This is a genomic window from Bacillus nitratireducens, from assembly GCF_036320425.1.
Lineage (GTDB): Bacteria > Bacillota > Bacilli > Bacillales > Bacillaceae_G > Bacillus_A > Bacillus_A nitratireducens.
Genome location: NZ_JAUMJO010000005.1, coordinates 65206 through 89820, shown reverse-complemented (window position 1 = coordinate 89820; position 24615 = coordinate 65206). Strand labels below are relative to the sequence as shown.

20 protein-coding genes are annotated in these 24615 nt (G+C 33.9%); 8 read left to right on the top strand and 12 right to left on the bottom strand.

The annotated features are described in order from the left end of the window. Positions 1-79: 79 nt before the first annotated feature. The 5 genes from Q3V31_RS19300 to Q3V31_RS19280 all read right to left on the bottom strand — a co-directional run bounded on the left by Q3V31_RS19300 (position 80) and on the right by Q3V31_RS19280 (position 5815). Positions 80-796: a LytR/AlgR family response regulator transcription factor gene (locus Q3V31_RS19300; RefSeq protein ID WP_071744002.1), complete on the bottom strand. Its 717-nt coding sequence runs from the start codon at positions 794-796 to the stop codon at positions 80-82. 210 nt (positions 797-1006) lie between these two features. Further along, positions 1007-2206 (bottom strand): MFS transporter, encoded by a 1200-nt coding sequence (locus Q3V31_RS19295; protein WP_000048800.1) that lies wholly within the window; start codon positions 2204-2206, stop codon positions 1007-1009. Positions 2207-2360: 154 nt separating this feature from the next. Then, on the bottom strand, positions 2361-3101 hold the full coding sequence (locus Q3V31_RS19290) for a WecB/TagA/CpsF family glycosyltransferase (RefSeq protein ID WP_000290742.1): 741 nt from the start codon (positions 3099-3101) through the stop codon (positions 2361-2363). Positions 3102-3122: 21 nt separating this feature from the next. Then, complete coding sequence (locus tag Q3V31_RS19285; RefSeq protein WP_071734760.1) at positions 3123-4232, bottom strand: glycosyltransferase family 4 protein; 1110 nt, start codon at positions 4230-4232, stop codon at positions 3123-3125. Between the two features lie 95 nt (positions 4233-4327). Next, complete coding sequence (locus tag Q3V31_RS19280) at positions 4328-5815, bottom strand: O-antigen ligase family protein (protein ID WP_329766211.1); 1488 nt, start codon at positions 5813-5815, stop codon at positions 4328-4330. Between the two features lie 495 nt (positions 5816-6310). On the opposite strand from Q3V31_RS19280, the gene Q3V31_RS19275 reads away from it, so the two are divergent. Then, positions 6311-6943 (top strand): trimeric intracellular cation channel family protein, encoded by a 633-nt coding sequence (locus tag Q3V31_RS19275; protein WP_000924380.1) that lies wholly within the window; start codon positions 6311-6313, stop codon positions 6941-6943. Positions 6944-7156: 213 nt separating this feature from the next. Here the strand turns inward: Q3V31_RS19275 and Q3V31_RS19270 are convergent, their stop codons facing one another. Next, the gene (locus tag Q3V31_RS19270) at positions 7157-8470 is read right to left on the bottom strand and encodes an ArnT family glycosyltransferase (RefSeq protein ID WP_329766208.1); all 1314 of its coding nucleotides are present in this window, start codon (positions 8468-8470) and stop codon (positions 7157-7159) included. 364 nt (positions 8471-8834) lie between these two features. Here Q3V31_RS19270 and Q3V31_RS19265 point away from each other — a divergent pair, with 364 nt between their 5' ends. The 3 genes from Q3V31_RS19265 to Q3V31_RS19255 all read left to right on the top strand — a co-directional run bounded on the left by Q3V31_RS19265 (position 8835) and on the right by Q3V31_RS19255 (position 10637). Continuing rightward, complete coding sequence (locus Q3V31_RS19265) at positions 8835-9347, top strand: acyl-CoA thioesterase (RefSeq protein WP_000412118.1); 513 nt, start codon at positions 8835-8837, stop codon at positions 9345-9347. 192 nt (positions 9348-9539) lie between these two features. After that, complete coding sequence (locus Q3V31_RS19260) at positions 9540-10268, top strand: glycosyltransferase family 2 protein (protein WP_090813671.1); 729 nt, start codon at positions 9540-9542, stop codon at positions 10266-10268. Between the two features lie 6 nt (positions 10269-10274). Then, positions 10275-10637, top strand: coding sequence for a DUF2304 domain-containing protein (locus Q3V31_RS19255; protein WP_002089883.1), 363 nt, complete (start codon positions 10275-10277; stop codon positions 10635-10637). Positions 10638-10729: 92 nt separating this feature from the next. Here Q3V31_RS19255 and Q3V31_RS19250 read toward each other — a convergent pair whose 3' ends face one another. Further along, complete coding sequence (locus Q3V31_RS19250) at positions 10730-12001, bottom strand: glycosyltransferase family 39 protein (RefSeq protein ID WP_090813670.1); 1272 nt, start codon at positions 11999-12001, stop codon at positions 10730-10732. 234 nt (positions 12002-12235) lie between these two features. Between Q3V31_RS19250 and Q3V31_RS19245 the strand changes: the two genes are divergently transcribed. The 3 genes from Q3V31_RS19245 to Q3V31_RS19235 all read left to right on the top strand — a co-directional run bounded on the left by Q3V31_RS19245 (position 12236) and on the right by Q3V31_RS19235 (position 16564). Then, positions 12236-13216, top strand: a complete 981-nt coding sequence (locus Q3V31_RS19245) for a glycosyltransferase family 2 protein (RefSeq protein WP_090813669.1) — start codon at positions 12236-12238, stop codon at positions 13214-13216. 93 nt (positions 13217-13309) lie between these two features. Then, a complete protein-coding gene (locus tag Q3V31_RS19240; protein ID WP_090813668.1) occupies positions 13310-14731 on the top strand; it encodes an oligosaccharide flippase family protein in 1422 nt (473 codons plus the stop codon). Between the two features lie 279 nt (positions 14732-15010). After that, complete coding sequence (locus Q3V31_RS19235) at positions 15011-16564, top strand: ABC-F family ATP-binding cassette domain-containing protein (RefSeq protein WP_090813667.1); 1554 nt, start codon at positions 15011-15013, stop codon at positions 16562-16564. A gap of 133 nt (positions 16565-16697) precedes the next feature. Here the strand turns inward: Q3V31_RS19235 and Q3V31_RS19230 are convergent, their stop codons facing one another. Further along, positions 16698-17573 (bottom strand): TetR/AcrR family transcriptional regulator, encoded by an 876-nt coding sequence (locus tag Q3V31_RS19230; RefSeq protein WP_090813666.1) that lies wholly within the window; start codon positions 17571-17573, stop codon positions 16698-16700. Positions 17574-17870: 297 nt separating this feature from the next. Between Q3V31_RS19230 and Q3V31_RS19225 the strand changes: the two genes are divergently transcribed. After that, on the top strand, positions 17871-20987 hold the full coding sequence (locus Q3V31_RS19225) for an efflux RND transporter permease subunit (protein WP_329766200.1): 3117 nt from the start codon (positions 17871-17873) through the stop codon (positions 20985-20987). 25 nt (positions 20988-21012) lie between these two features. Here the strand turns inward: Q3V31_RS19225 and msrB are convergent, their stop codons facing one another. From msrB to lrgA, 4 genes are all read right to left on the bottom strand, one after another. Beyond that, a complete protein-coding gene (gene msrB / locus Q3V31_RS19220) occupies positions 21013-21978 on the bottom strand; it encodes a peptide-methionine (R)-S-oxide reductase MsrB (RefSeq protein WP_088008290.1) in 966 nt (321 codons plus the stop codon). Between the two features lie 91 nt (positions 21979-22069). Then, positions 22070-23113 (bottom strand): AI-2E family transporter, encoded by a 1044-nt coding sequence (locus Q3V31_RS19215; protein ID WP_001166001.1) that lies wholly within the window; start codon positions 23111-23113, stop codon positions 22070-22072. A gap of 334 nt (positions 23114-23447) precedes the next feature. Beyond that, positions 23448-24140, bottom strand: coding sequence for an antiholin-like protein LrgB (gene lrgB, locus Q3V31_RS19210; RefSeq protein WP_000204777.1), 693 nt, complete (start codon positions 24138-24140; stop codon positions 23448-23450). 34 nt (positions 24141-24174) lie between these two features. Beyond that, positions 24175-24606: an antiholin-like murein hydrolase modulator LrgA gene (lrgA, locus tag Q3V31_RS19205; RefSeq protein ID WP_000104908.1), complete on the bottom strand. Its 432-nt coding sequence runs from the start codon at positions 24604-24606 to the stop codon at positions 24175-24177. Between the last annotated feature and the right edge of the window lie 9 nt (positions 24607-24615).

Sequence of the window (24615 nt, the reverse complement as noted above, 5' to 3'; positions counted from 1 at the left end):
ATTTTCTGAATATTTAAGTTAAATCCTCCTTATCATGAAGGATTTCTAGTTTATCATGTTAAAATTCTCTCATTACTTGTCATAGTTCAATTTTATTTCGAAGTCGTTTTACATAATTACGACTTACTGGAATCGGTTGCTCATCGTACCCGTCTAAATACAAATTATACGTGCCATTATAATAAGGTTTAAGTTCTTGTACATATAACATATTAATTAAATAACTTTTATGTACACGTAAAAAATCATATGCATTAAGCTTATTTTCTAATTCCTGAAGTGTGTATGTTGAAATATGATGATTATTCGTTGTATAAATTGAAACTGTTTTATTTTCCTTATTTTTACTTACATATATAATATCCTCTGGAAAAATATATCTAATTCCCTCATGGCCTTCTATCGGCAGTTTACGCAAATGACTCTTTGCTTTCTCACTTTTTTCTTTCCCCATTTTATATAAAATGAATTGTAAATCTTCTTCACGAAATGGTTGCAATAAATAATAAAATGCTTGGAAACGAAAAGCTGTAATTGTCTCTTCTATATCCTCACCAATAAAAATAAATTTTGTATAACAATTCACTTCTCGTAACAAGCTCGAATATTCAAAACCAGTGCCGTCTACTAATTGCGAATTTAAAAAAACAAAATCAGGTGTATGTTTTTTCATTATTAGCAAAGATTCTGTTCCGGTTCTCGCTTCAAAACATTCTACATTCCGAATGTTCTCAGTAAAGTACTCAACTAATTTTCTTCGCTCTTCTGTCTCTTCCATGATAAGTAAAATTTTCATTTATCCAACCACCTAATTCCTTTGTCCATATGTCTTGTTGTATACATTCGCTTTAGTAAGAAACAATCCCTTTTTCTTACTATACCATTATTTATCTAAAAAAACAGAAAAAAGGAAACCACTTTGGTCTCCCCTTTTCTTTTACCTCGATTGGTGCGTGCTAATAATCAACAGGGAATGGACAAAACCTCCACTAATTAAAGTTTCACTTTATACCAATTCCTGCTGCTTTGTTTCTTTCCCAAGTATAATCACAGCAAGTGCCCCAATTAAAATTGATACACAGAAAATCGTAAATATTAGCGATAGCGAAGCTTGTGAAGCAACTAAATATCCTACTAATAGTGGTCCAAGAATACCACCAATACGTCCAAATGCCGCTGCCATTCCTGCACCTGTACCGCGAATAACTGTTGGATACTGTTCAGGTGTGTAAGCGTATAATGCACCCCAAGCACCTAAGTTAAAGAAGGATAATAACATACCCGCAACTATTAATGCTGTTAATGAATCCGCGATTCCGAACACATAAGCACTACATGCTGTACCAATTAAATACGTAACCAATACAAATTTACGACCAAGACGTTCAATAAACCATGCTGCTGTAAAATATCCTGGTAATTGAGCTAATGTCATAATAAGTACGTACTGGAAACTTTTTATTAAACTAAAACCTTTCAGTACCATTACACTAGGTAACCAAAGGAACATTCCATAATAGGAAAAGACCACACAAAACCATAAAATCCATAACATAATTGTTGCTTTACGATACTTCCCAGACCAAACCGATTTTATATTCTCAATAACAGATGGCCTTTTTTCAACCTTTTGAAACCTTGGGGAATCGGGTAAATTCCATCTTAAATATAAAGCATATAAAGCCGGAACGGCACTTAATACCATCGCAACTTCCCAACCGTATTTAGGAATCACAAAGTACGAGATAAGAGCTGCAATTAACCAGCCACCAGCCCAAAAGCTTTCTAATAGTACAACTATTTTCCCACGTTCGTGCGCTTCAACACTCTCTGATACGAGGGTAGATGCAACTGGGAGTTCTCCGCCGAGTCCCATACCAATTAAAAAGCGTAACACGAGGAACATTGTAAGTGTCGTCGTTAAGGCTGTTAAGCCACTACCAATAGAAAATAGTAATAATGTAATAATGAAGACCGATTTCCGTCCTATTTTATCTGATAGTACCCCAAAGACAAGCGCTCCTACAGCCATACCAATTGAGTTAATACTACCTATCCAACCCATCTCTTGAGTACTTAATCCCCAATCTTTTTGCAACGCCACTATTACAAATGAAAGCATTCCAACATCCATTGCGTCAAATAGCCATCCAAGCCCCGCTATACCAAGTAGCTTTCGCTTCGAAATTTCTTTTACCTTGCTCACAAGAAGTCCTCCTTACACAGCTGTCTTTACACATAATTTTACATGTGTGTATTGTATAAGTAAAATACTTTCGTGTAAAAAATTCTCCTTCATCATTCCCCCAAAGTAAAATGTTTATCAAAAATAAACAAATAAAAAAAGTAGCGATGTTCCGCTACTTTTTTGAACGCATTACTTCTTTTAAAAACTCAGCTAGTACTAACTGACGACGCCAGCGTGTTGGATTACTACATAATCTGTAAAACCACTCTAAGTGAATAGCTTGGATCCATTTTGGCGCACGTTTTACCTCTCCAGCCCACACATCTAAACTACCGCCTACTCCAACAGCCATTTTCGTTTCTAAACGATGCTTATTGTTTTGGATAAAGTTTTCTTGTCTTGGGAAGCCCAGCGCAACAAGTAATAGATCTGGTTTTGCTTCTTGAATACGAGAAACAATATTCTCTTCTTCTTCTTGTTTAAAATACCCATCTTGTGTACCCACAATAGATACAGCCGAATATGTCTTCGTTAAATGATTAGCTGCAGCTTGTACAACATGTGGTTTTGCACCTAATAAGAAAACAGATACTGGTCTATTATCTTCCGATAACTTTGCAAGTAAATTACACATTAAGTCAAAACCTGCCACACGCTCTTTTAACGGTGTACCAAGCATACCACTCGCTTTAACAACCCCGATACCATCAGGTGTAATTAAATCTGTATTTAATAATGTTTTATGGAATTTTTCATCCTTTTTTGCGCACATAACAATTTCAGGATTCGCTGTTACTACCTGAAAAGTATGAGTTTGCTCCAATTCTAGTTGTTTCTTTAAATATTGGATTGTTTCATCCATTGTCATTGTAGAAAAAGGAACACCTAGAATATCAACCGTTTGTACTGCCATATTTAACTATCCTCTCTATCATTAAAGGTTTTTCGCTATTAATTGCTTATATGTTTCTTTCGTATCTTCATATAATTTTTGAAGTGAGAAGTTCATAGTAGCATGCTCATAAATATGTTTACCCATCGCTGCTAACTCTCCAGTTTTCCACTTATCATACGCTTCTTCTAATGCCGATGCTAACGCTTTTCCATCACCAGTTGGCACAATCCACCCGTAAGTTTCATCTGCGATTAACGGCTCGATTTCTCCCGCTCTAGTCACAATTGATGGTACACGTTGATTTGCTGCTTCTAATAAAACTAATGGAAATCCTTCGCTATGGGAAGTTAATAAATTTACATGTGATGAAGCAAATAATTGTTTCACATCTTGACGGTGCCCTAAAAATTCAACCTTATCATTAATTCCTTTTTCAGTAGCTAACGCCTTTAACTCTCTTTCTAACGGCCCGTCACCAACTAATAATACTTTAATCTTCTCCAATTTTGTTTGTTGTAACGCATCGAATAAAACTTCATGTCCTTTAACAGGATGCAGACGTGCTACTTGGATTGCCGTAAACACATCTTCATCAATATTAAACATTTCCTTTTTATTATAGCCAGCTGCTTTTTCCTGATCATATTCAATACCGTTATAAATAACATGCATCTTTTCATTTGAAATCCCTAATGCCGCTAGGCTTTTTTTCAACCTATTCGTTACAACAAAAAATAAATCTATATTTTTTAAAGCTTTTAAATTTAACTTAGTAAAAATCCAACCTTTTATGCCTTGTTTAGTAAAGTCTTGAAATGGATCACTATGAATTGTCGTTACCCATTTTGCCGCGAATTTCTTTTTCATTAAAGAAACAAAGAAATTTGCCCTAGGACCGTGTGTATGAACTACATCAAATTTTTCTTTATTAATGAATTCACTTATGTTTTTTAAAATGGATAAATCATAGCGAGATTTTTGTGAAAACACATGAACTTTTATCCCTAGCTCTCTTGCTTCTTTCGCAACAATTCCATCTTCAAATACTGCTAATTCTACTTCACCATCCGGAAACTGATCGAGCAGTGAAATAATATGTGTTTTTCCTCCACCATCTTCTGCTCCTGCATTCATATGCAATATCCTCATATTTTTTCCTCCTTTAAATCCTCGCTACATTTCCATCTATCTTTATTTTACTGTACTAAAAAATAAAAGCTAACAAAAGTTAGCTTTTATTTTTATCATTCAATTTCTAAATCTACAATTAGACAAGCTAACACCACTACAAAGTAAATCCCTACTCCTGGTGCTGTCAAAATATGTCCTGCAATGTACCCAATACCTAGTGCTAATACTAAGCTTGCTGAAATCATTCCATATTTCACATTGAATATTTCCTTAAATCTTGTAACAAATGCTATCAAGATTCTTAAGCCGTAATAAATAAATGGAATCATCATTAACGCAAAACCAATAATTCCGAAATCATAAAACCAATCATGGAAGTCCATTTCAATTAACTTCGGATCTGGTTGCTTTTGTTCATTATACTTAAAGTTACCTGCGTAACCCATTCCGAATAGTTTTTGTGACATTGGCGCTTCTTTAAAGAACTGCTTATGTCTTTCTTCATATACTTGACGTCCGCTAAAAATAAGATTTTCTTGATTTTCTTTCTTTTGCTCTTTCTCAAGCTCTTTCTTAACTTCCGCTTCTATCCTTGCCTTTTCTTCCGGCTTTTCAACTTTATGTTGTTTTTCTTCTTTTTCTTTAATTTCTTTTTCTTTAATTTCTTGTTCTTTTTTCAGTTTATCTTTAATTTCTTGTTCTTTTTGACCTTGATGTGCTACATTTTGTTCTGCTAAATAGTTATTATGAATGCCCATATTTTGTGCTAATGGCGTCTTTTTAAATGTTCCAACTACACCAGCTAATAGGACAATCGCAATTAATGCATTAAGTGCAAGAGATTTTTTGTTCGGATTTTTTCTATCAAATAATAATTGTAGTACAATAATCCCGATTGCTGCCGTTAATGTAGCACCAATTGAGCCCATTCCTACTTTCGTACCAACTTGAATTAAAGAATAAATCATTAGAAGCGATGGAATCCAATATAAAACGTGCTTCACGCTTTTTGTTTTTTGAATAGAGTATAATACCACAATAGGGAAAATAATAGCTAAGATTGACCCTAGTTCATTACCTGCATAGAACCATCCTCGGGAACCAACCTTCATCCACTCATAACTTCCAAAGTCTGTAGAAGTTGTAATAGAAATAACCATAATAGCATTAATAATTAATGTGGAATACACAATGTTATTTCTAACTTTATCGCTAATATTTACTGTCTTCTTCAGTGACTTTAAAGCTAAAATGTATGAACCAAGCATAATATATATATACAATGCTTTTCCAATGAATTTAACTTCTTCTGCGATTACAATAGGACTCTTGATTAACTTGTTATTAATAAATCCTATTCCTAATATAGCTCCTAGTAATACAAGATAAATCAAAAACTTCCTATTTTCTCTTTCTTTTGCCTGAATTAAAATATAAATACCACCTATTGCCATAATGAGGAATCTTACCATAATTCCAACTGTCGCATTTACTTTTAATAACTCAATGCTAAGAGACGTTAATAAATCTAAAACAGGCTGTAAAATAATAAAAAAGAGCAAAAAATGCTCAAATCTGACCCTAGCTTGATTTGCTAACATTCCAAGACCTCCATACAAAATCTTCACATTATCTTTTAATCATCGTTTTCTACTGTTTAAACATACCTAGCAATTATAACATAACTCATATTTAAATTGAGAACTATTTTTTATGCCGAAACTAGTCAAATCTAGCATTATTAGTAACCGAAAACATTGTCCTTTAGCTATCCTTCCCTATCCCTATAAAAGCTATCTAACACATATGCACTTATTTCCGGCCGCACAGAAATATTTTTTTATCATTTTATATAAATGTACAAAGCGGACTTCTCCTATTGTACCATCCCTCTAACTAAGCTACATCAAAAAACGATGCAATGAATCTTCCCACACTTTTTCACTTTACTTTATCGCTACTTATCAAGCATTTTCAAACGCTTTCTTTAGCTATTTCATCCATTTTTCTACATGTAGCGAAAAGTAATTGTTATTTCCAAAACTTTAGTGTATATTTTTTCTCTGGAACATCTTTAAGGGGAAGGAATTAAAGCCATGTTATTAATCGATATATTTACGTTTCTTGGCATTATCGCCGCTGCCATTTCTGGTACATTAGTTGGTTTGAAAAAAGATCTAGATTTATTTGGTGTCCTTTGTTTAGCTGTAGCTACTGCGCTCGGCGGCGGTATTATTCGTGATATTATGATTGGTAACCTGCCTCCTGTCGCATTTGTAAAACCCATTTACTTTTTTGTAAGTGTACTATCAGCATTATTCACATGTATGTTTTTTGAGCGCATCAATAAACTTCAAGTTGTTATTATGCTTTCTGATGCTGTTGGTTTAGGTGTATTTACAGCTATTGGTGCAAATGCAGCAATGTCACATCACGTTGACGCCTCATTTTTAGTCGTTTCAATGGGGGTTATTACAGGTATTGGGGGCGGCATTTTACGCGACATTTGCGCTCAAGATATCCCGTATGTATTCCGAAAAGAGATATATGCAATTGCTTCTATTTTAGGAGCAGTTAGTTTCCTAATTACACATGCAATGGGGGCACACGTCTTAGCTTTCTATGTTTGTTTATTAATAACATTCGTTATTCGTGTAGTCACCGTAATATATAACGTACATTTCCCAGTTTTCTTTAAAACACATGCAAAAATTAATAAGGGCCATTAAGAGAATTCCACATAGAATTCTCTTAATTTATATACAATTCTACATACTATAAAGTAATTATATAAAATTGAAAATGAATTAGAAACTATCCCACAAGTAATGAAGAGTATTCAAGATGATTCCTCGAATATGGCCTTAACAGCAGATAATTGACAACTAGAACTAAACCGATAAGGCGAATCGATACAAAAAAAGAATCCGAAATGGATTCTTTTATTTTCTGAAAAATATTTTTTGGCAATAAAAATAACTCATATAAACACCAAAGCTTTGTAAAATAAACAAAGCTGGCATAATAATATTATAGTATGCCATATCTACTTGAAAGAGCCTTAACGATACATATCCGGTAATTAATAATACAAACAACATATATCCTTCATTTTGCTGTTTCTTAATTAGAAAATGTAATAAAGCTATGGCCATAAACAATGTCACCACTATATATATAAGCTTTTCACATTTAAAAAGAATAGAATTTATTCCCTCATCTGAAAACTGGCTAATAACTGGTTTTAACAGTTTAAATCTTTCTACTTCCATTTCTTTCAACTCTTGATCAATGTGCTCTTTTACACTTTGATTTTTGGATGTTTTTTCTTCATTTTGACTTTTTCCAATTAAAACAGATTGAACATAAGTCTCATTAGAAATCGTATACTGTGACATTCCCATCATCTTGATACCATAGCTCACACCAAAATGAGTACTATAAAATAGAATAAGTATTCCTATCATTTTTAATAATAATTTTTGCTTCGTTGCTGATTGGAATAATTCAGTTAACAGCACATATACAGCTATAAAAATAGGTACAAATAAACCCATTGGGAAAATCATATTGCTAAGCGCAAATAAAACGGCTGAAATTACCCACATATAAGGATGATCCAATCCTTTATATAAAAGTATGTAACAAGCACAATAAAATAAAAATATTGCGAGTGATTCCGCCGTTAATACAGAACTCATAAATATATTTGGAATATATAAAGCATAAAACATTGATGCAATACGACCACACTCTTCTCCAAAGACCAGTGACGCAATGCGATAAATGAAAAATGCAGTTCCTGTACAAAATAAAATATTAAATAGTTGTAAAGCGAATACCGTATCACCAAATATACGAATGATGATCGATTCATAAATAATAAAAGGTAACTGCGCTACATTCTCTATATTATTACCAATTGCAATCTGCTTTGCAGACTCATACATAGCTTTCATATCACCTATTATTGGGCCATCTACAAATAGAACTGTGATAAGTCTTACAACTATAGATATGCTTATAAGAAAGATAAGAAATTGTTTATCTGTAAAACGATATTGCAAAATCGATGCTATTAACAAAATAAGAATAATAAAAATCACTAATACGATTGTAATATTTGTTGTACTTCCTCCAAAAAATTGCTTACTTTTTTCAAAAGCCGACCAACAACTATAAACAAAAAATGCGAGTATCGTACCAATCATTATTTTACTAAAGAAAGACGAAAAATTTGTTTGTATATGATTCATATGTCCATTGCACCTCTACTTCCATTTATAACAAAACGATTCTATCATGAATAGGCACAAGGTTAATAGGGCATTTCTATGACAAATACACAGTCATTATTTTTTCACTTGCAATGTAAGCGAATCCTCTTTTACACTACATTTTATATACGATAAATTTTCTTTCAGTTACATGAATACAAATACAGAAATTTCAATAAAGTGAAACTTTAATCCGCAGGGGTTTTGTTCATCTTCCACTGACTATTAGCCTGCTATTCGCCGGATAATCCTCTTGGAACACTTTACTTCATTAAATATCTAATATGAGTACTCCACTTACACATGTCACTCTGATTGAAAACAGAAAATAGGGGATGAATATATGGAAAAGAAATTCATGCGAGAATCAAAAGCCATTAAAACAACACGTGTTTTTCCTAACGATTTAAATAATCACCAAACACTTTTCGGGGGAAAATTATTAGCAGAAATTGATAGTATCGCTTCAATTGCAGCTGCGAGACATAGCCGCAAACATTGCGTAACAGCATCTATCGATTCCGTTGATTTTTTAACTCCAATTCACCAAGCAGATTCTGTTTGTTATGAAGCATTCGTATGTTATACAGGAAAGTCTTCAATGGAAGTTTTCGTAAAAGTAATTGCAGAGGATCTACTAGCAGGCGAGCGTAGAATGGCCGCAACTTGTTTCATTACATTTGTCGCATTAAAAGACGGAAAACCTTCATCTGTACCACAAGTAATTCCTGAAACAGAAGAAGAACATTGGCTACATACAACTGGTTCAGAGCGTGCAGAAAATAGAAAAAAGGGACGTTTGAAAAGTAAAGAAATGGCTGAAGTGTTAACTTTAAGTAAGCCTTGGAATATGTAATTTCACTTAGCACAGGTAAACATACCCATATGTTTGCCTGTTTTTTTAAATTTATCTTGAGTTAAGATACACATAATCCTTATTGACAATGGGCTACTAACTTGTCCTTTATTTTGCAAGACTATTAGTGTTATAGTATATAAGGCTTACTAAAAATGATACTGCCTATTAATATATAAAGGACGGTGCAATATGTCTGTTGAGATACCAATTGTAATACCTAAAACTTTGATTATTATTCCCGCTTATAACGAAGAAGAAGCGATTGCAGATACATTAACAAGACTTTTAGAACTAAAAGAACACTTTGTAGGGTTAGATATTTGTGTGATTAACGATGGTTCAATGGATAAAACATCTGAAATTGTTACGGCATTCCCGGTCCATCTTGTAAATCTACCTTATAATTTAGGAATTGGGTCAGCTGTACAGACTGGATACAAGTATGCTTATGAGAATAACTATGATATCGCTATTCAATTTGATGCCGATGGACAACATAACCCAGATGATTTATACAAAATCATCCAACCTATTGCTGAAAATCAATGCGATATGGTGCTAGGGTCTCGATTTACGAAAAAAACTGCATACAAGGGAAGTCTTTCAAGACGAATTGGAATATTTTACTTTACCGCCTTATTAAAATTACTAACGAAACAAACATTTATGGATCCAACATCTGGATACCGTGCTATTAATCGCGAAGTAATTCAGATTTTCGCACACAATTATCCAAAAGATTATCCAGAACCAGAAGTACTTATCCACTTAAAAAAGAAAAATCTTCGCATTAATGAAATATCAGTTAATATGCAAGAAAGACAAGGTGGACAATCGTCTATTACACCATTGAAATCTGCATATTACATGATTAAAGTAAGTTTAGCTATATTGATGCAAAAAATTGTGAAAGGTTGATAATCCATGCCTATAATTACCTTTTCATTTATCTTTATCCTATTATTATTTTTCCTGATTATTAACTCGATACGTAAAGGAACTTTAGAAACAAAATATTCTATCCTTTGGATTTTTGTTTGTATCGCAATGGCGATTTTAAGCTCTACAGATAAGATTATAAATTGGATTGGGAAACTATTACACGTAGAATACCCACCATCTGTTTTATTCCTGTTCGGACTTTTATTCTGCTTTATTTTAATTTTTGATTTAACTCGTAAGGTTTCTAAACAGCATCACCAACTTGTAACATTGACACAAGATTATGCGCTGCTAAAACAAAAATTAAATAATAAAGAACAAAATGATTCTTTACACGATGCATAATTAAAAATGACCTACTTTCTATTTTAGAAAGTAGGTCATTTTTATATACCATTTAAATATAATTTTTTGATAGTTTTAATGAAATCATTTACCTACTTTAGAAATGGTCTGCTAACTCTCATGACAGTTGCGACAATCCCTACGCCTATCATTATAAATAACATTGGCATTAATGGAAGTGCATAACGATCATACGCAAAGTATAAGCTATTAAAGTATGTTTGGAATAAAACATTTATCCATAAGAATGAATACTCCCTCCATCTTCTCCAACAAAATACAAATGCTAAGATGGAGCAAATTATGAAACCTATTTTAATTGGTTCATAAATTTTCTTCATATCTTCTCCAGATATATCAAAAATACTAATCGGGGTGCCTGGATAATAATATGCTTTTTCCCAGAAAATTTGTGGTTTTAAAATTAAATAACTTTTTAGCATTGACCTCTTATCTGTATGCCACCATTCCTTAATACGGTCCATCGCTACTTCTTGTTGCTTCGCCATTAATTCATGCGCTTCTATATTCGGATATTCTGCGCGGATGTCCGCATCAATCTCTTCCATACCTTTTCCAGGTGGATAACCTTCACCTTGATATGTGCCAAGTAATAACGGATTCCCTGAACCTGCTGTAAGTGGAATAAATTTATGGAATTGAATATAATTACGCGCCCACCAAGGACCAAGTACAACACATAGTACCAGTACACTAATTAGAGCTTGCTTTATCATTAGACGCGCTGGATAACGTTTTGCTACAAGATATACAAATAACAGAATCGGATATAACGCGATTTGTACCCTGAAATATAGTGCTACAAAGTAGAATAATAAAACAATATAAAAATCTTTCATTGAATGTGTATCTGCTAATTTTAAACTCCAATATAACAGCCCTAATGAGAGAAATAAATACGGACTCTCTGTCAAAGTCAAATTCTCTACTACCACCTCAGGAGGGTATAGTGCTAATAACAACGCTGCAATTAATCCTACAGCTGGATTTAAGATATATGTACCAATCTTATACGTCATATAAATACTTAAAATACCAAAAGTTATCATAACTAATTTCGCACATAAAACTCCTAAGCTTCCGTGTCCAAATATAAAGAATATGCTCGCTAATAAAAGCACTTGTCCTGGCATAATATGGACGGTTGGTTTTGTTGGATCATGATACGTTAACATACCCGTTTCTAAGAAATTGACAGCATTTTTTTGATACATTAAATCATCATTAGCCATTGTTAAATCACTGCCATATGTTATTAAGGTCATGAATCGGAATATTAGGCCGATAACTAAAATAATACCCAATATAATTAACTCCGGTCTTCGAATATACTTGCGTAACATGCTAAAGTTCCTCCCTTTTATCTACAATATTTTTATCTCCTCAGATAAAAATATACATATACATCTTTCCATTATAACCAATTTTAGTATCTGACTTCTATATTTTCAATGATAATTATTATATACATAAAGTTGATTTACAAACTTTATATGCGGTAAACTTATACAGATGTTCTTATAACCTTCTTTTTACAAAAAGATTTATATAATAAAAATTTGAGGAGTTAAAATTCTATGATGGAACAAAACCAACTCGTCTCAGTTGTTATTCCTTTATACAATGCAGAGAAATATATTGAAGAGACGATGCAATCGATACTAGATCAAACATATAAACATATTGAAATTGTCATTGTAGATGATGGAAGTAAAGACCAATCAGCTTCTATCGTAAAAAATCTTGAGAAAAAATATCCAGGACAAATAAAATACATCCCTCAAGAAAATCAAGGTGTTTCTGTTGCTCGTAATACTGGAATTGAAAATGCTAGCGGAGAATATGTTGCTTTTCTTGATAGCGATGATTTATGGCATCCAACAAAAATCGAAAAACAAGTTGAAAGCATGCATAAAAACAACATGAATGCTTGTTATTGTGGTTATATGAACTTTTATGAAGAAACTGGTGAAAAAGTTGAGCACACAACAAACTTTATTAAAGGTGATATGACGAAAGCTTTCTTAACGCATCAAGTTGTTGCTCAAACGAGTACTTGGATTTTCAAAAGATCTATCGTGATGGATCATAACATTCGTTTCACACCGGGATGTAGCTGGGGAGAAGATTTAGAATTTCTATTTAAATTAATGAGTGTAACAAATGTATGTTATGTAGATGAATATTTAACGTATTATCGAATCTTATCAGAAGGAAATCTTTCTTCAAAGTATAAAGATTATGAATTAAAAACAGCAAAAGAATTAGAAGTATTTAATCGAATGAAGGATTGGGTTCACAATAAATCAAGAGACTTAATCGTGAATGATTCTACAGATCTTCTTGAAATTCTTGAAACCTACCTATTCCCATATACAGTCATTAATAACGCTTGTATATACATTAAGGGCAGCTCTAAATTAGATAAATCACAAGTCCAACTAATCAAAAGCGATATAAATAAATATTGTCGCAAAATTTATTCAAAAAATGGAAAGCGAAGCAAGAAGTTATACGCGATGCTTTGGTTTGTACGAATCAAGTTTATGTTTTCTTAAATAAAAAATACGCTTCTAAACATTCTTTCCGTAAACAAATCAAATTTACAAATAGGACGAAGCGCGTCCTGAAGAATAGAAAGGTCTTTTTCCATGAAAACAAATAAAATCCTTAAAAACGCCTCCTACCTCTTTGTAGGAAATATTACTGTTCGATTTGTACTTGCTATTGCGACGATTTTCTTTGCAAGATATGTTTCACCAGGTGAGTATGGGATGTTTACAACTGCATTAGCAGTTTCCGCTGTTATTTGTTATTTTACAGATGCAGGTTTAACACATACGTTTATGCGTGAAGGAACGAGAAGCGACGCTAACATTAGCGTATTAATAAGTAGTTATTTACGTATTCGTTTAGTATTAGCTATCGTAATTTCTGTGCTCTTCGCTATTTTCGCTCAGTTCTTCTACACTGATGCTTACTTACGTGCTATGGTATATTGGGTCGTACTACCAACCATGTTTGGAGCCACTTTACAAGGTGTTGGGATGGCTTATTTCCAAGTAACAGAGCGTATGCAATTTACAGCGATTATTTCTGTAATACAAGGTGTCACAGCCGCAGCTGCACTTCTACTAGGAATGTCATTTAAATGGTCACTTATGATGGTCGCTGCCATGTACGGAATATCTAGTCTTGTAACAGGAGTCATCGCCTTTATAATGGTACTCCGCCATACAACAGTTCATAAAGGCTGGGACAAAGGTATTTTAAATCAATTGCTGATTTTCACAATCAATGGCATTATCATTATGCTCTTACCACAGTTAGGGCCTATTATATTAGAAAAAGTTTCAACGTATGAGCAAGTTGGATTCTTTGGCGCTGCATCGAAAATACCCGCTGTACTTTATCAAATACCAGGTGTAATTGCAGCAGCCTTTTATCCAAAGTTATTTGCTTTTGGAAATGAAAAGAATATTGATGAACATAGAAAACTATCTCTGTTTGAATTAAAGCTTATGTCTTTCTTAGGAATGGGAATTTCTATCCCATTTATCGCTGATCCAAGCTTTTGGATTGTTACTTTATTAGGCGAAGAATATGCACCAGCTGGTGATGCTCTTGCAATCTTAGCCTTTATGGTTATTTTACAATCTATCAACTATCCACTTGCTGATAATTTAACAACTATTGGTCAACAGTGGAAGCGTGCGACAACGATGGGAATTGGATTAGCTGTCGCTATCATAAGTTACATCGCATTAGGCAGCCAATTTGGAATGATGGGCGCTGCGGCAGCTGCGATCATTACCGAGATTACATTATTAATCGGATTTACTTTATTCGTTCGTAAAGGTTTTTCATTACTATTCAAAGGAATAATATTCAATGCACTAGCGTTTATAATCAGTTACGCAATATACCGCACAGCATTAATTAACTTACCGCCACTAATAGCTTTAACACTTACTGGTATATTGTACGGTATTATCGGTCTTGCCATTGACCCTCAAATACGCGGATTGATTTTAGGATTTATAAATAAAAAGCTAGGTAAGAAAATAGCATAAAAGCCAAGTTCTTTTTCATCTTTATGAAAAAGAACTTGGCTTTTTTATTACCCTCGACATATAAAATAGTTTCTTTTGATCCTTCATAGCACCAGCTCTTCTCGACGATATTTTTCATATCTCACAATATAATTAAACACCTTTCAATTACACTCTATATTTTCCCAGAAACAATGCAATGTTAATCTTGAAAAAATATACATTTTGAAAGGATAGCATTATACTCAAGAATTTAGTATCATGATTCAAGACACTATTTTGAAATGGACGGGGGACACTATGAGCTTATTAACAGTCGAAAAATTAGGACACACATTTGGTGATCGCACATTATTTAAAGATGTATCCATGCGTTTACTAGCAGGAGAACATGTTGGATTAGTCGGTGCAAACGGTGTTGGTAAATCAACATTTATGAATATTATTACTGGTCAACTTATCCATGATGAAGGCCGTGTAGAATGGACGCCTGGTACAAATTACAGTTACTTAGACCAGCATACAATTTTAACACCCGGTCGCACAATTCGTGATGTTTTAGCTGACGCGTTTTTACCTTTATTTGAAAAAGAAAAAGCTTTAAATGAAGTTGCAGAAAAAATGGGAACTGCAACACCAGAAGAATTAGAGGCACTTCTTGAGGAGATGGCGGAAATACAAGATGCTCTCGAAGCAGGTGGTTTCTATTTACTAGATATGAAAATTGAAGAAGCAGCAAGAGGTCTTGGAATTGATGCAATCGGTTTAGATCGTGATGTTTCAGCACTAAGTGGTGGGCAACGTACAAAAGTATTACTTGCAAAACTATTACTTGAGCAACCAGAAGTGTTATTACTCGATGAGCCTACTAACTATTTAGACGTTGAACATATTCATTGGTTAACGAATTATTTAAAAGAATATCCACATGCATTCTTATTAATTTCTCATGATACGGAATTTATGAATAAATGCGTTGATGTTATTTTCCATCTAGAATTTACAAAAATGACGCGCTATACTGCGACATACGAAAAATTCCTAGAACTAGCAGAAATCAATAAAAATCAACATATAAACGCTTATGAAAAACAGCGCGAGTTTATTAAAAAGCAAGAGGACTTCATCGCAAAGAACAAAGCTCGTTATTCAACTACAGGTCGTGCAAAGAGTCGTCAAAAACAGCTTGATCGCATGGAGCTTATCGATCGTCCTGAAACAGCAATTAAGCCAGAATTCTCATTTAAAGAATGTCGTGCAAGTAGCCGTTTCGTCTTTGAAGGTGAAAATGTAGAAATCGGATATACACACCCATTACTACCAAAACTAACAATGACAATTGAACGCGGTGAAAAAATTGCCATCGTTGGATGTAATGGTGTTGGTAAATCAACATTACTAAAAACAATTTTAGGAAAAATTAAACCTTTAAGCGGTAAAACGAGCCTTGGTGACTTCTTAGAGCCTGCATACTTCGAGCAAGAAGTTAAAGCTGATAATATAACACCAATTGATGATGTTTGGAACACATTCCCTAGCATGGACCAACATCAAATTCGTGCAATGTTAGCGAAATGCGGATTAAAAAATGAGCATATCTCTCGCCCGTTAAATCAATTAAGTGGTGGCGAACAAGCAAAAGTTCGTTTATGTAAGCTAATGGGTGAAGAAAGTAACTGGATCCTATTCGATGAGCCAACAAACCATCTTGATGTTACAGCAAAGGAAGAACTTCAAAAAGCTCTGAAAGCATATAAAGGGACAATCCTTCTTGTATGTCACGAACCAGAATTTTATGAAGGCTGGATCACAAAAACTTGGAATGTTGAAGAGTGGGCAGAACAAAATAATTAAGCCTTAAATTATTTCATTATAATTGTAAAATAAAATCCGTTCCTAGAAAGTACTTAGGAACGGATTTTTTTATAATAATGGAACTTTCACTAGCTTCAGGCCAGTACGAGGAAAAGATTCAACTAACATTTCATTATTTCAACTCGATATTATAATATCGAGCTAACCTTACTCTAAAATCCTTCAAATCATTATATGCTTCCAAATTCGCTAACATCCCTCGAATCACTGGAATCCTAGGATTTTGAACTCTCATTTCTGATTCTAAAACATCTAAAGTGACTAAAACCTCATCATTTTCCAGTTGGTCTGCTAATGCTCGTTTTAATATAATAATTTCATTTAAAAAGTGCTCTTTCACCTGTTCTTTAATAAGCTCTGAGCTACAAAAAAGCTCCCCAATCTTTTCTTCATTTAAAACAGGTTCCTCCGAAGATTCTAGAAGCCCCTCTACTAAATTATCTATCCTCTGTAAAATAAAGGTCGAAACATAGGATAAATCAATTTCCGGTGCATTTAAAATAATCAATTCTAAATATCCACGGCATATCCCTTCCACCATAATTACTAAATCTAACAAGTATGGAAGAACCTTTTCTCCATAAATAGACAGTAGGCTATTCCGATAAAATGCATGGGACTCTAACTTCATTCTCATCATGAACTCTTCTACTTCTTTATTAAACGGAATTGCATTTTCTCTTGCATGCATAATAATAAATTCTTTATGTTTTTGCACATCAGTAAACTGACAATATAATTGTTTTTCAAATTTTTCACGTGGTAATAAAGATTCTTTTTCAATATCCAGCATTTTCTTTTGGATTTTGTCATAATAATATCGAAGTGTGGCCAATAATAGCTCATCTTTTGACTTGAAATATAAATAAAAAGCTCCTTTTGATATACCACATGCGGTTACAATTTCTTGTACTGATGTTGCACTTACACCCTTAGTCGCAAATAACTTCATAGCCATCTCTATAATTAAGCGCTCTTTTTCTTTCATATTTTCTCTCCTAAATTTAATCTCGCATCTTATGTAAATTCAAACTTGATTTTATTCCACATTAACTGAAAATAAAACTTCTCATCTAAAATTTAATGGAGTAAATGATTTATATAGAAGCCTTTCCATCTGTAAAACCTGGTTGGTAAAAGCCAATGATCAGAAAGAATAGGCAACCGACTACTTACAGTTTGATTTTATTATACCATCTCTTTTCATTGACGACTGACCAATCAGTCAGTTATATTATGTATTAGACTGACCAGTTGGTCAATACAATAAAAAGGGAGCGCAAACATGAACAAAATCATCAATTTTTCGTTAAAAAACAAGTTCGCGGTTTGGCTACTAACCATTATTGTTACGATTGCTGGGATTTATTCTGGACTCAATATGAAGCTGGAAACAATTCCTGATATTACAACACCTGTTGTAACAGTAACTACGGTTTATCCTGGTGCTACACCAGAAGAAGTAGCTGACAAAGTTTCAAAACCGATGGAAGAGCAACTGCAAAATTTAAGCGGTGTAAACGTTGTTAGTTCATCATCTTTTCAAAACGCATCTTCTATTCAAGTAGAGTATGATTTTGATAAAAATATGGAAAAGGCCGAAACAGAAATTAAAGAATCTCTCGCGAATGTGAAACTTCCTGAAGGCGTAAAAGATCCGAAAGTTTCACGAGTAAACTTTAATGCTTTTCCTGTTATTTCGTTAAGTGTAGCAAGTAAAAATGAATCTTTAGCTACGTTAACAGAAAATGTAGAAAAAAATGTTGTTCCAGGATTAAAAGGACTTGATGGTGTTGCATCTGTTCAAATTTCAGGTCAACAAGTAGATGAAGTACAACTTGTTTTCAAGAAAGATAAGATGAAAGAATTAGGTTTAAGTGAAGATACTGTAAAAAATGTGATTAAAGGATCGGATGTATCGTTACCACTTGGCTTATATACATTTAAAGACACGGAAAAATCAGTTATTGTAGATGGAAATATTACAACAATTAAAGCATTAAAAGAGCTAAAAATCCCAGCTGTACCGTCAGCACCTAGCGCTCAAGGTAATCAAAATGCTGGAGCCGGTGCACAAACGCCGCAAATGAATCCAGCCGCTATGAACGGGATTCCGACAGTTACATTAGACGAAATTGCTGACATTAAAGAAGTCGGAAAAGCAGAATCTATTTCTCGAACAAATGGAAAAGAAGCCATTGGAATTCAAATTGTGAAAGCTGCTGACGCGAATACAGTTGATGTTGTAAATGCAGTGAAAGATAAAGTAACAGACCTTGAGAAAAAATATAAAGACTTAGAGATTATTTCAACATTCGACCAAGGTGCACCGATTGAGAAATCAGTAGAAACAATGCTGAGCAAAGCCATTTTTGGTGCTATCTTTGCGATTGTTATTATTATGCTGTTCTTACGAAATATCCGAACAACATTAATCTCTGTCGTTTCCATCCCACTTTCTTTATTGATTGCTGTATTAGTCATAAAACAAATGGATATTACGCTTAACATTATGACACTCGGAGCAATGACAGTCGCTATCGGACGCGTCGTCGATGATTCCATTGTTGTTATTGAAAATATTTACCGACGTATGTCGTTATCAGAAGAGAAACTGCGCGGGAAAGATTTAATTCGTGAAGCTACGAAAGAAATGTTTATCCCAATTATGTCTTCTACCATTGTAACAATTGCTGTATTCTTACCGCTTGGACTAGTAAAAGGTATGATTGGTGAAATGTTCTTACCATTCGCCTTAACTATCGTCTTCGCATTATTAGCATCGTTACTAGTAGCAGTTACAATCGTACCGATGCTAGCTCACTCTTTATTTAAAAAAGAGAGCATGAGGGAAAAAGAAGTACATCACAAAGAAAAACCAAGTAAATTAGCAAACGGTTATAAACGTATACTTGAATGGGCTTTAAATCATAAAATCATCACATCAAGTATTGCTGTCCTTCTATTAGTAGGTAGCCTTGCACTTGTGCCGATTATCGGTGTAAGTTTCTTACCATCTGAAGAAGAAAAAATGATCATTACAACGTACAATCCTGAACCAGGGCAAACGTTAGAAGACGTTGAAAAAATTGCAACGAAAGCTGAGAAGCACTTCCAAGATAATAAAGACGTGAAAACAATTCAGTTCTCATTAGGTGGCGAAAACCCAATGAGTCCTGGTCAATCAAATCAAGCAATGTTCTTCGTGCAATATGATAACGACACGAAAAACTTCGAAAAAGAGAAAGAACAAGTCGTAAAAGATTTACAAAAGATGTCTGGAAAAGGTGAATGGAAAAACCAAGATTTCGGAGCGAGTGGCGGTAGTAATGAAATTAAACTATACGTTTACGGAGATAACTCGGAAGACATTAAACCTGTCGTAAAAGATATTCAAAATATCATGAAGAAAAATAAAGACTTAAAAGATGTAGACTCTAGTATTGCAAAAACATATGCAGAATACACTTTAGTCGCAGACCAGGAAAAACTAAGTAAAATGGGTCTAACGGCTGCGCAAATTGGAATGGGACTTTCTAATCAACATGATCGCCCTGTTCTGACAACAATTAAAAAAGACGGTAAAGATGTCAATGTATATGTAGAAGCTGAAAAACAAAATTATGAAACAATCGATGACTTAACAAACCGAAAACTTACAACACCACTTGGTAATGAAGTGGCTGTGAAAGATGTGATGACTGTAAAAGAAGGGGAAACTTCGAATACAGTAAAACACCGCGACGGTCGTGTTTATGCAGAAGTAAGTGCGAAATTAACATCTGATGACGTTTCAAAAGCATCTGCCTCTGTTCAAAAAGAAGTAGATAAAATGGATCTTCCTTCTGGCGTAGATGTTTCTATGGGCGGCGTTTCAAAAGATATTGAAGAATCATTCAAGCAACTTGGCTTAGCGATGTTAGCTGCGATTGCCATTGTATACTTCGTTCTTGTCGTTACATTTGGCGGTGCCCTTGCACCATTCGCAATTTTATTCTCGCTACCATTCACAATCATTGGTGCACTCGTTGCCTTATTGATCTCTGGCGAAACGTTAAGTGTATCCGCGATGATTGGGGCTCTTATGCTAATTGGTATCGTTGTAACGAACGCAATCGTACTTATCGACCGCGTTATTCATAAGGAAAATGAAGGTCTATCAACGCGTGAAGCTTTATTAGAAGCGGGTGCTACACGCCTTCGCCCTATTTTAATGACTGCAATTGCAACAATCGGGGCTCTTATCCCGCTTGCATTAGGATTTGAAGGTAGCGGCTTAATTTCTAAAGGACTTGGTGTAACAGTAATTGGTGGATTAACAAGTTCAACGTTATTAACACTTCTTATTGTTCCAATCGTTTATGAAGCACTAGGCAAATTTAAAAAGAAAAAAGTAAAATAAAAAAATAACCTCGCTAACTGCGAGGTTATTTTTTATTTCCGAAAAGGATTAGAAAATCACCATATCCTTCTTTTTCTAACTCTTCTTTTTGAATAAAGCGTAGCGCCGCTGAATTAATACAGTATCGAAGACCATTTGATCCTGGACCGTCTGGAAATACATGCCCAAGATGTGAATCTCCTTCTTTACTTCTCACTTCCGTACGCGTCATATTATGACTAACATCCATTTTTTCTTTCACACTAGCTGACATAACTGGCTTTGTAAAACTAGGCCATCCACATCCACTATCAAATTTATCTAAAGAAGTAAATAGCGGTTCACCTGAGACGATATCTACATAAAGTCCTTCTTCTTTATGATTCCAATATTCATTTTGAAAGGGTGGCTCAGTTCCATTTTCCTGTGTTACATAAAATTGCATCTCATTTAGTTTTTCTTTTAAATGAGCATTATTTTTTGGCCAATGTTGTTTAATAAAAGCATCTCGTCCCGATCCTTTACGGTATAACTCATAACGGAATGTGTTTTTCTTATGATATCCTTGGTGATATTCCTCCGCCGGATAAAACGTAGTAGCCGGTAATATTTTTGTCGCAATCGGCTTTGAAAAGCGTCCACTCTTTGCAAGCTCTTCTTTTGAAATCTCTGCTTTTTTATGTTGTTCTTCATTATGATAAAAAATCACCGTTTCGTAAGACTGTCCACGATCGTGAAATTGTCCACCGATATCAGTCGGATCAATTTGTCTCCAATATATATTTAATAACTCTTCATACGGCAGTTTATTTGCGTCAAATGCAATTTGTACTGCCTCATAATGTCCTGTCGTTTCCGAACATACTTCTTTATACGTTGGATCCTCTTTATGACCACCTGTATAGCCAGAAACAACCTTTATAATCCCTTCCATTTCTTCAAATGGCGAAACCATACACCAGAAGCACCCTCCAGCAAATGTAGCTAACTCTACCTTTTCATTTACAGCCATTCTTTCACCCCTATTCTATGTTCTTCTTACAGTATGGCATAAGGAACATGATGTTATAAAAGAAAAAGCATCGAATATCGATGCTTTTTCTTTACTTCACTTTATTTTTTTCAACGTCCTTCTCCATTTCATCACTTGTCACATCCAAGACATCTAATAAGAAAATGAAGATTGGAATACCGATAATTAATCCCCATACACCTAAGAAGTGTTCTGAGAAGATTAATATCATAAATGTATAGAAAATCGGTAAATTTGTTTTTTGTGACATAAACTTCGGATTTAACACGTAACTTTCAAGCGCGTGAATCACTGTTACGATAACTAAGATATAAACAACGTACATAATACCGCCGATATTGTAAGCAATCATACAAAGCGGGAATAACGAAATAATAACCCCAGCTACTGGAATTAAACCGAGCAAGAAAATCATTAACGCTAAACCTAGTAATTGCGGGAATCCTAATATCCATAATGCGATAACAGATAAAACACAGTTAACAATTGCGATTAAAAATTGTGCTTCGATTACTTTTCCGAATGAACGTGCAAATTTCTTTCCGAAATACTCTATTTCGTTATAAAAAATTGCAAGTCGACTTTCTTTAAATTTCGAAGTAAAAGCAACGATACGTGCTTTTTCAAGTAAGAAAAATAAGCTTAAAATTACAGAAAGTAAAACTTGAAGGCCAAATTTCCCAACATTCGTAATAGATTTATACAAAATGTCTACGCCTTGCCCCACATATTTAGAAAGCTCCATATGATTAACAGCATTAACTGCATACTTAATTAATTCACTATCAGGTGGATTTCTTAAAAATACATTAAATTGATAAATCAATTGTGAAATTTGTATTGTTAATACCGGTAAATATTTAAATAGCGTAATGGCAATTCCCGCCACTAACATTACATATAAAAGCGCTATAATAATTTTCCGATTAATTGGCATGAAATGATCTAATTTACGAGAAATAAACTTTTGGAATCGATCCATTAAATACGTCAACATAAACGTAATTAAAATTAAATTTAACATACTTTGCATCCCATACAATATGAGAGCAAGTAATACTAATACGATTAATCTCTGAAATCCTTTGCTTTGAAACAGGTTTTTTATTTGCATAATCGACGAGTACTCTCTCCTGTCCTATAAAGTAAAACGTTAACAAGTAGATCTCTCTCTATTCTCTACTTATAATTATCCTTTAATATTAAAGCCATTGCGAGCAATTTATCTTCCAGCCTAACCACCCGTTAATTGTGCTATATATTATGTTACTTCTTATTTTACAATACAATGACCTATTTCAAAACGCATTATGCACAGTATTAATGAAGATTTAAAGAAACTTTTATTCTTCAATAGGTCTTACCACTACTGTAACATAAAAAGCAAGCTATCAGTAGAAATCTGTCCTACAAATAGCTTGCTTTTATAATTTTTTAAGTAAGTTATATTACCCAATGAATGGCATAAACATCGGAATGACAACTACTGTTACGACACCAACTACTGTCACGGCGATACTTGCCATAGCTGCTTCTACTTCACCCATTTCGATACCTACTGCAACCCCTAACGCATGCCCTGCTGTTCCAAGCGCTAAACCTTTAGCAATCGGATGTTTAACTCTAAACGTTTTTAAGAATAAAGCTCCTAATGCATATACAATAACTGCGTTAAAAATAACTGCAAATGATGTAATTGCTGGAATACCACCTATACTTTCAGATATTGGTAATGCAATTGCTGTTGTTGCTGCCTGCGGTAACATTGAGTTCATAACAGCTGTATCTAAACCAATTGCTTTTGCGACAATGAACACGACAACAACTGAACAAATAGATCCAACCACGATAGCCGATAAAATTTGCCACCAATATTTTTTTAACTTATCAACTTGTTTATATAATGGAATTGCAAACGCGATTGTTGCTGGTTCTAAGAAGAAGCTAATCATTTTTCCGCCAGTATTATATTCTTCAAAAGTAAAGTTACCTACTTTTAGAAAGACAATCCCTAATACCATCGCTACGAATAATGGTGTGAATAAGAAGAATCCTTTTGAATGCTTAAATAATAATGTTCCGATTCCGTATGCTATTAATGAAACGACGATTCCGAAATATGGAGTCATTGTGCTTGTCATGTTCATTCCCTCCTAACAATATATACTAAATTGGTTACGCAACTTTTCCGTGCTTGCGTCCTTTATTTACTACTTTCAATTCTTTCGTATCTTCTATTTCTTTGTCGTCTTTTCCTAAAATAAATTGTGCAAATAAACCTGTTACAGCGAGTAAAATAATTGTTGCAACAACAATTACAGTTAAAATTTGTACAAAATATTGTCCCATTACACCGAGAGAATTAATAACCGAAATACCTGATGGAACGAAAAGGAATCCGATAATACCTGTTAAAGCTGTTCCAAGTGATTCAACTTGTTCCAATTTAATAACTTTTAAACATAATAGGCTAAATAAAATGACTAATCCGATTACCGATGAAGGCATCGGAATTGGTAAATGTGTTGCAATAATATTAGAAACTAACATAATAGCTGAAAATATGAATGCTTGTGATAAGAAACTATATACTTTTTTCGTACTCATTTTGGCCAC

Bases quoted from the DNA above. Each gene is read 5' to 3' on its own strand.
- lrgB (WP_000204777.1), bottom strand. From the start codon at position 24,140: ATGACAAGCACAATGACTCCATATTTCGGAATCGTCGTTTCATTAATA.
- Q3V31_RS19225 (WP_329766200.1), top strand. From the start codon at position 17,871: ATGAACAAAATCATCAATTTTTCGTTAAAAAACAAGTTCGCGGTTTGG.
- Q3V31_RS19265 (WP_000412118.1), top strand. From the start codon at position 8,835: ATGGAAAAGAAATTCATGCGAGAATCAAAAGCCATTAAAACAACACGT.
- Q3V31_RS19300 (WP_071744002.1), bottom strand. From the start codon at position 796: ATGAAAATTTTACTTATCATGGAAGAGACAGAAGAGCGAAGAAAATTA.
- Q3V31_RS19270 (WP_329766208.1), bottom strand. From the start codon at position 8,470: ATGAATCATATACAAACAAATTTTTCGTCTTTCTTTAGTAAAATAATG.
- Q3V31_RS19290 (WP_000290742.1), bottom strand. From the start codon at position 3,101: ATGGCAGTACAAACGGTTGATATTCTAGGTGTTCCTTTTTCTACAATG.
- Q3V31_RS19250 (WP_090813670.1), bottom strand. From the start codon at position 12,001: ATGTTACGCAAGTATATTCGAAGACCGGAGTTAATTATATTGGGTATT.
- Q3V31_RS19230 (WP_090813666.1), bottom strand. From the start codon at position 17,573: ATGAAAGAAAAAGAGCGCTTAATTATAGAGATGGCTATGAAGTTATTT.
- Q3V31_RS19255 (WP_002089883.1), top strand. From the start codon at position 10,275: ATGCCTATAATTACCTTTTCATTTATCTTTATCCTATTATTATTTTTC.
- Q3V31_RS19215 (WP_001166001.1), bottom strand. From the start codon at position 23,113: ATGCAAATAAAAAACCTGTTTCAAAGCAAAGGATTTCAGAGATTAATC.
- Q3V31_RS19285 (WP_071734760.1), bottom strand. From the start codon at position 4,232: ATGAGGATATTGCATATGAATGCAGGAGCAGAAGATGGTGGAGGAAAA.
- Q3V31_RS19260 (WP_090813671.1), top strand. From the start codon at position 9,540: ATGTCTGTTGAGATACCAATTGTAATACCTAAAACTTTGATTATTATT.
- Q3V31_RS19280 (WP_329766211.1), bottom strand. From the start codon at position 5,815: ATGTTAGCAAATCAAGCTAGGGTCAGATTTGAGCATTTTTTGCTCTTT.
- Q3V31_RS19245 (WP_090813669.1), top strand. From the start codon at position 12,236: ATGATGGAACAAAACCAACTCGTCTCAGTTGTTATTCCTTTATACAAT.
- Q3V31_RS19235 (WP_090813667.1), top strand. From the start codon at position 15,011: ATGAGCTTATTAACAGTCGAAAAATTAGGACACACATTTGGTGATCGC.
- Q3V31_RS19275 (WP_000924380.1), top strand. From the start codon at position 6,311: ATGTTATTAATCGATATATTTACGTTTCTTGGCATTATCGCCGCTGCC.
- msrB (WP_088008290.1), bottom strand. From the start codon at position 21,978: ATGGCTGTAAATGAAAAGGTAGAGTTAGCTACATTTGCTGGAGGGTGC.
- lrgA (WP_000104908.1), bottom strand. From the start codon at position 24,606: ATGAGTACGAAAAAAGTATATAGTTTCTTATCACAAGCATTCATATTT.
- Q3V31_RS19240 (WP_090813668.1), top strand. From the start codon at position 13,310: ATGAAAACAAATAAAATCCTTAAAAACGCCTCCTACCTCTTTGTAGGA.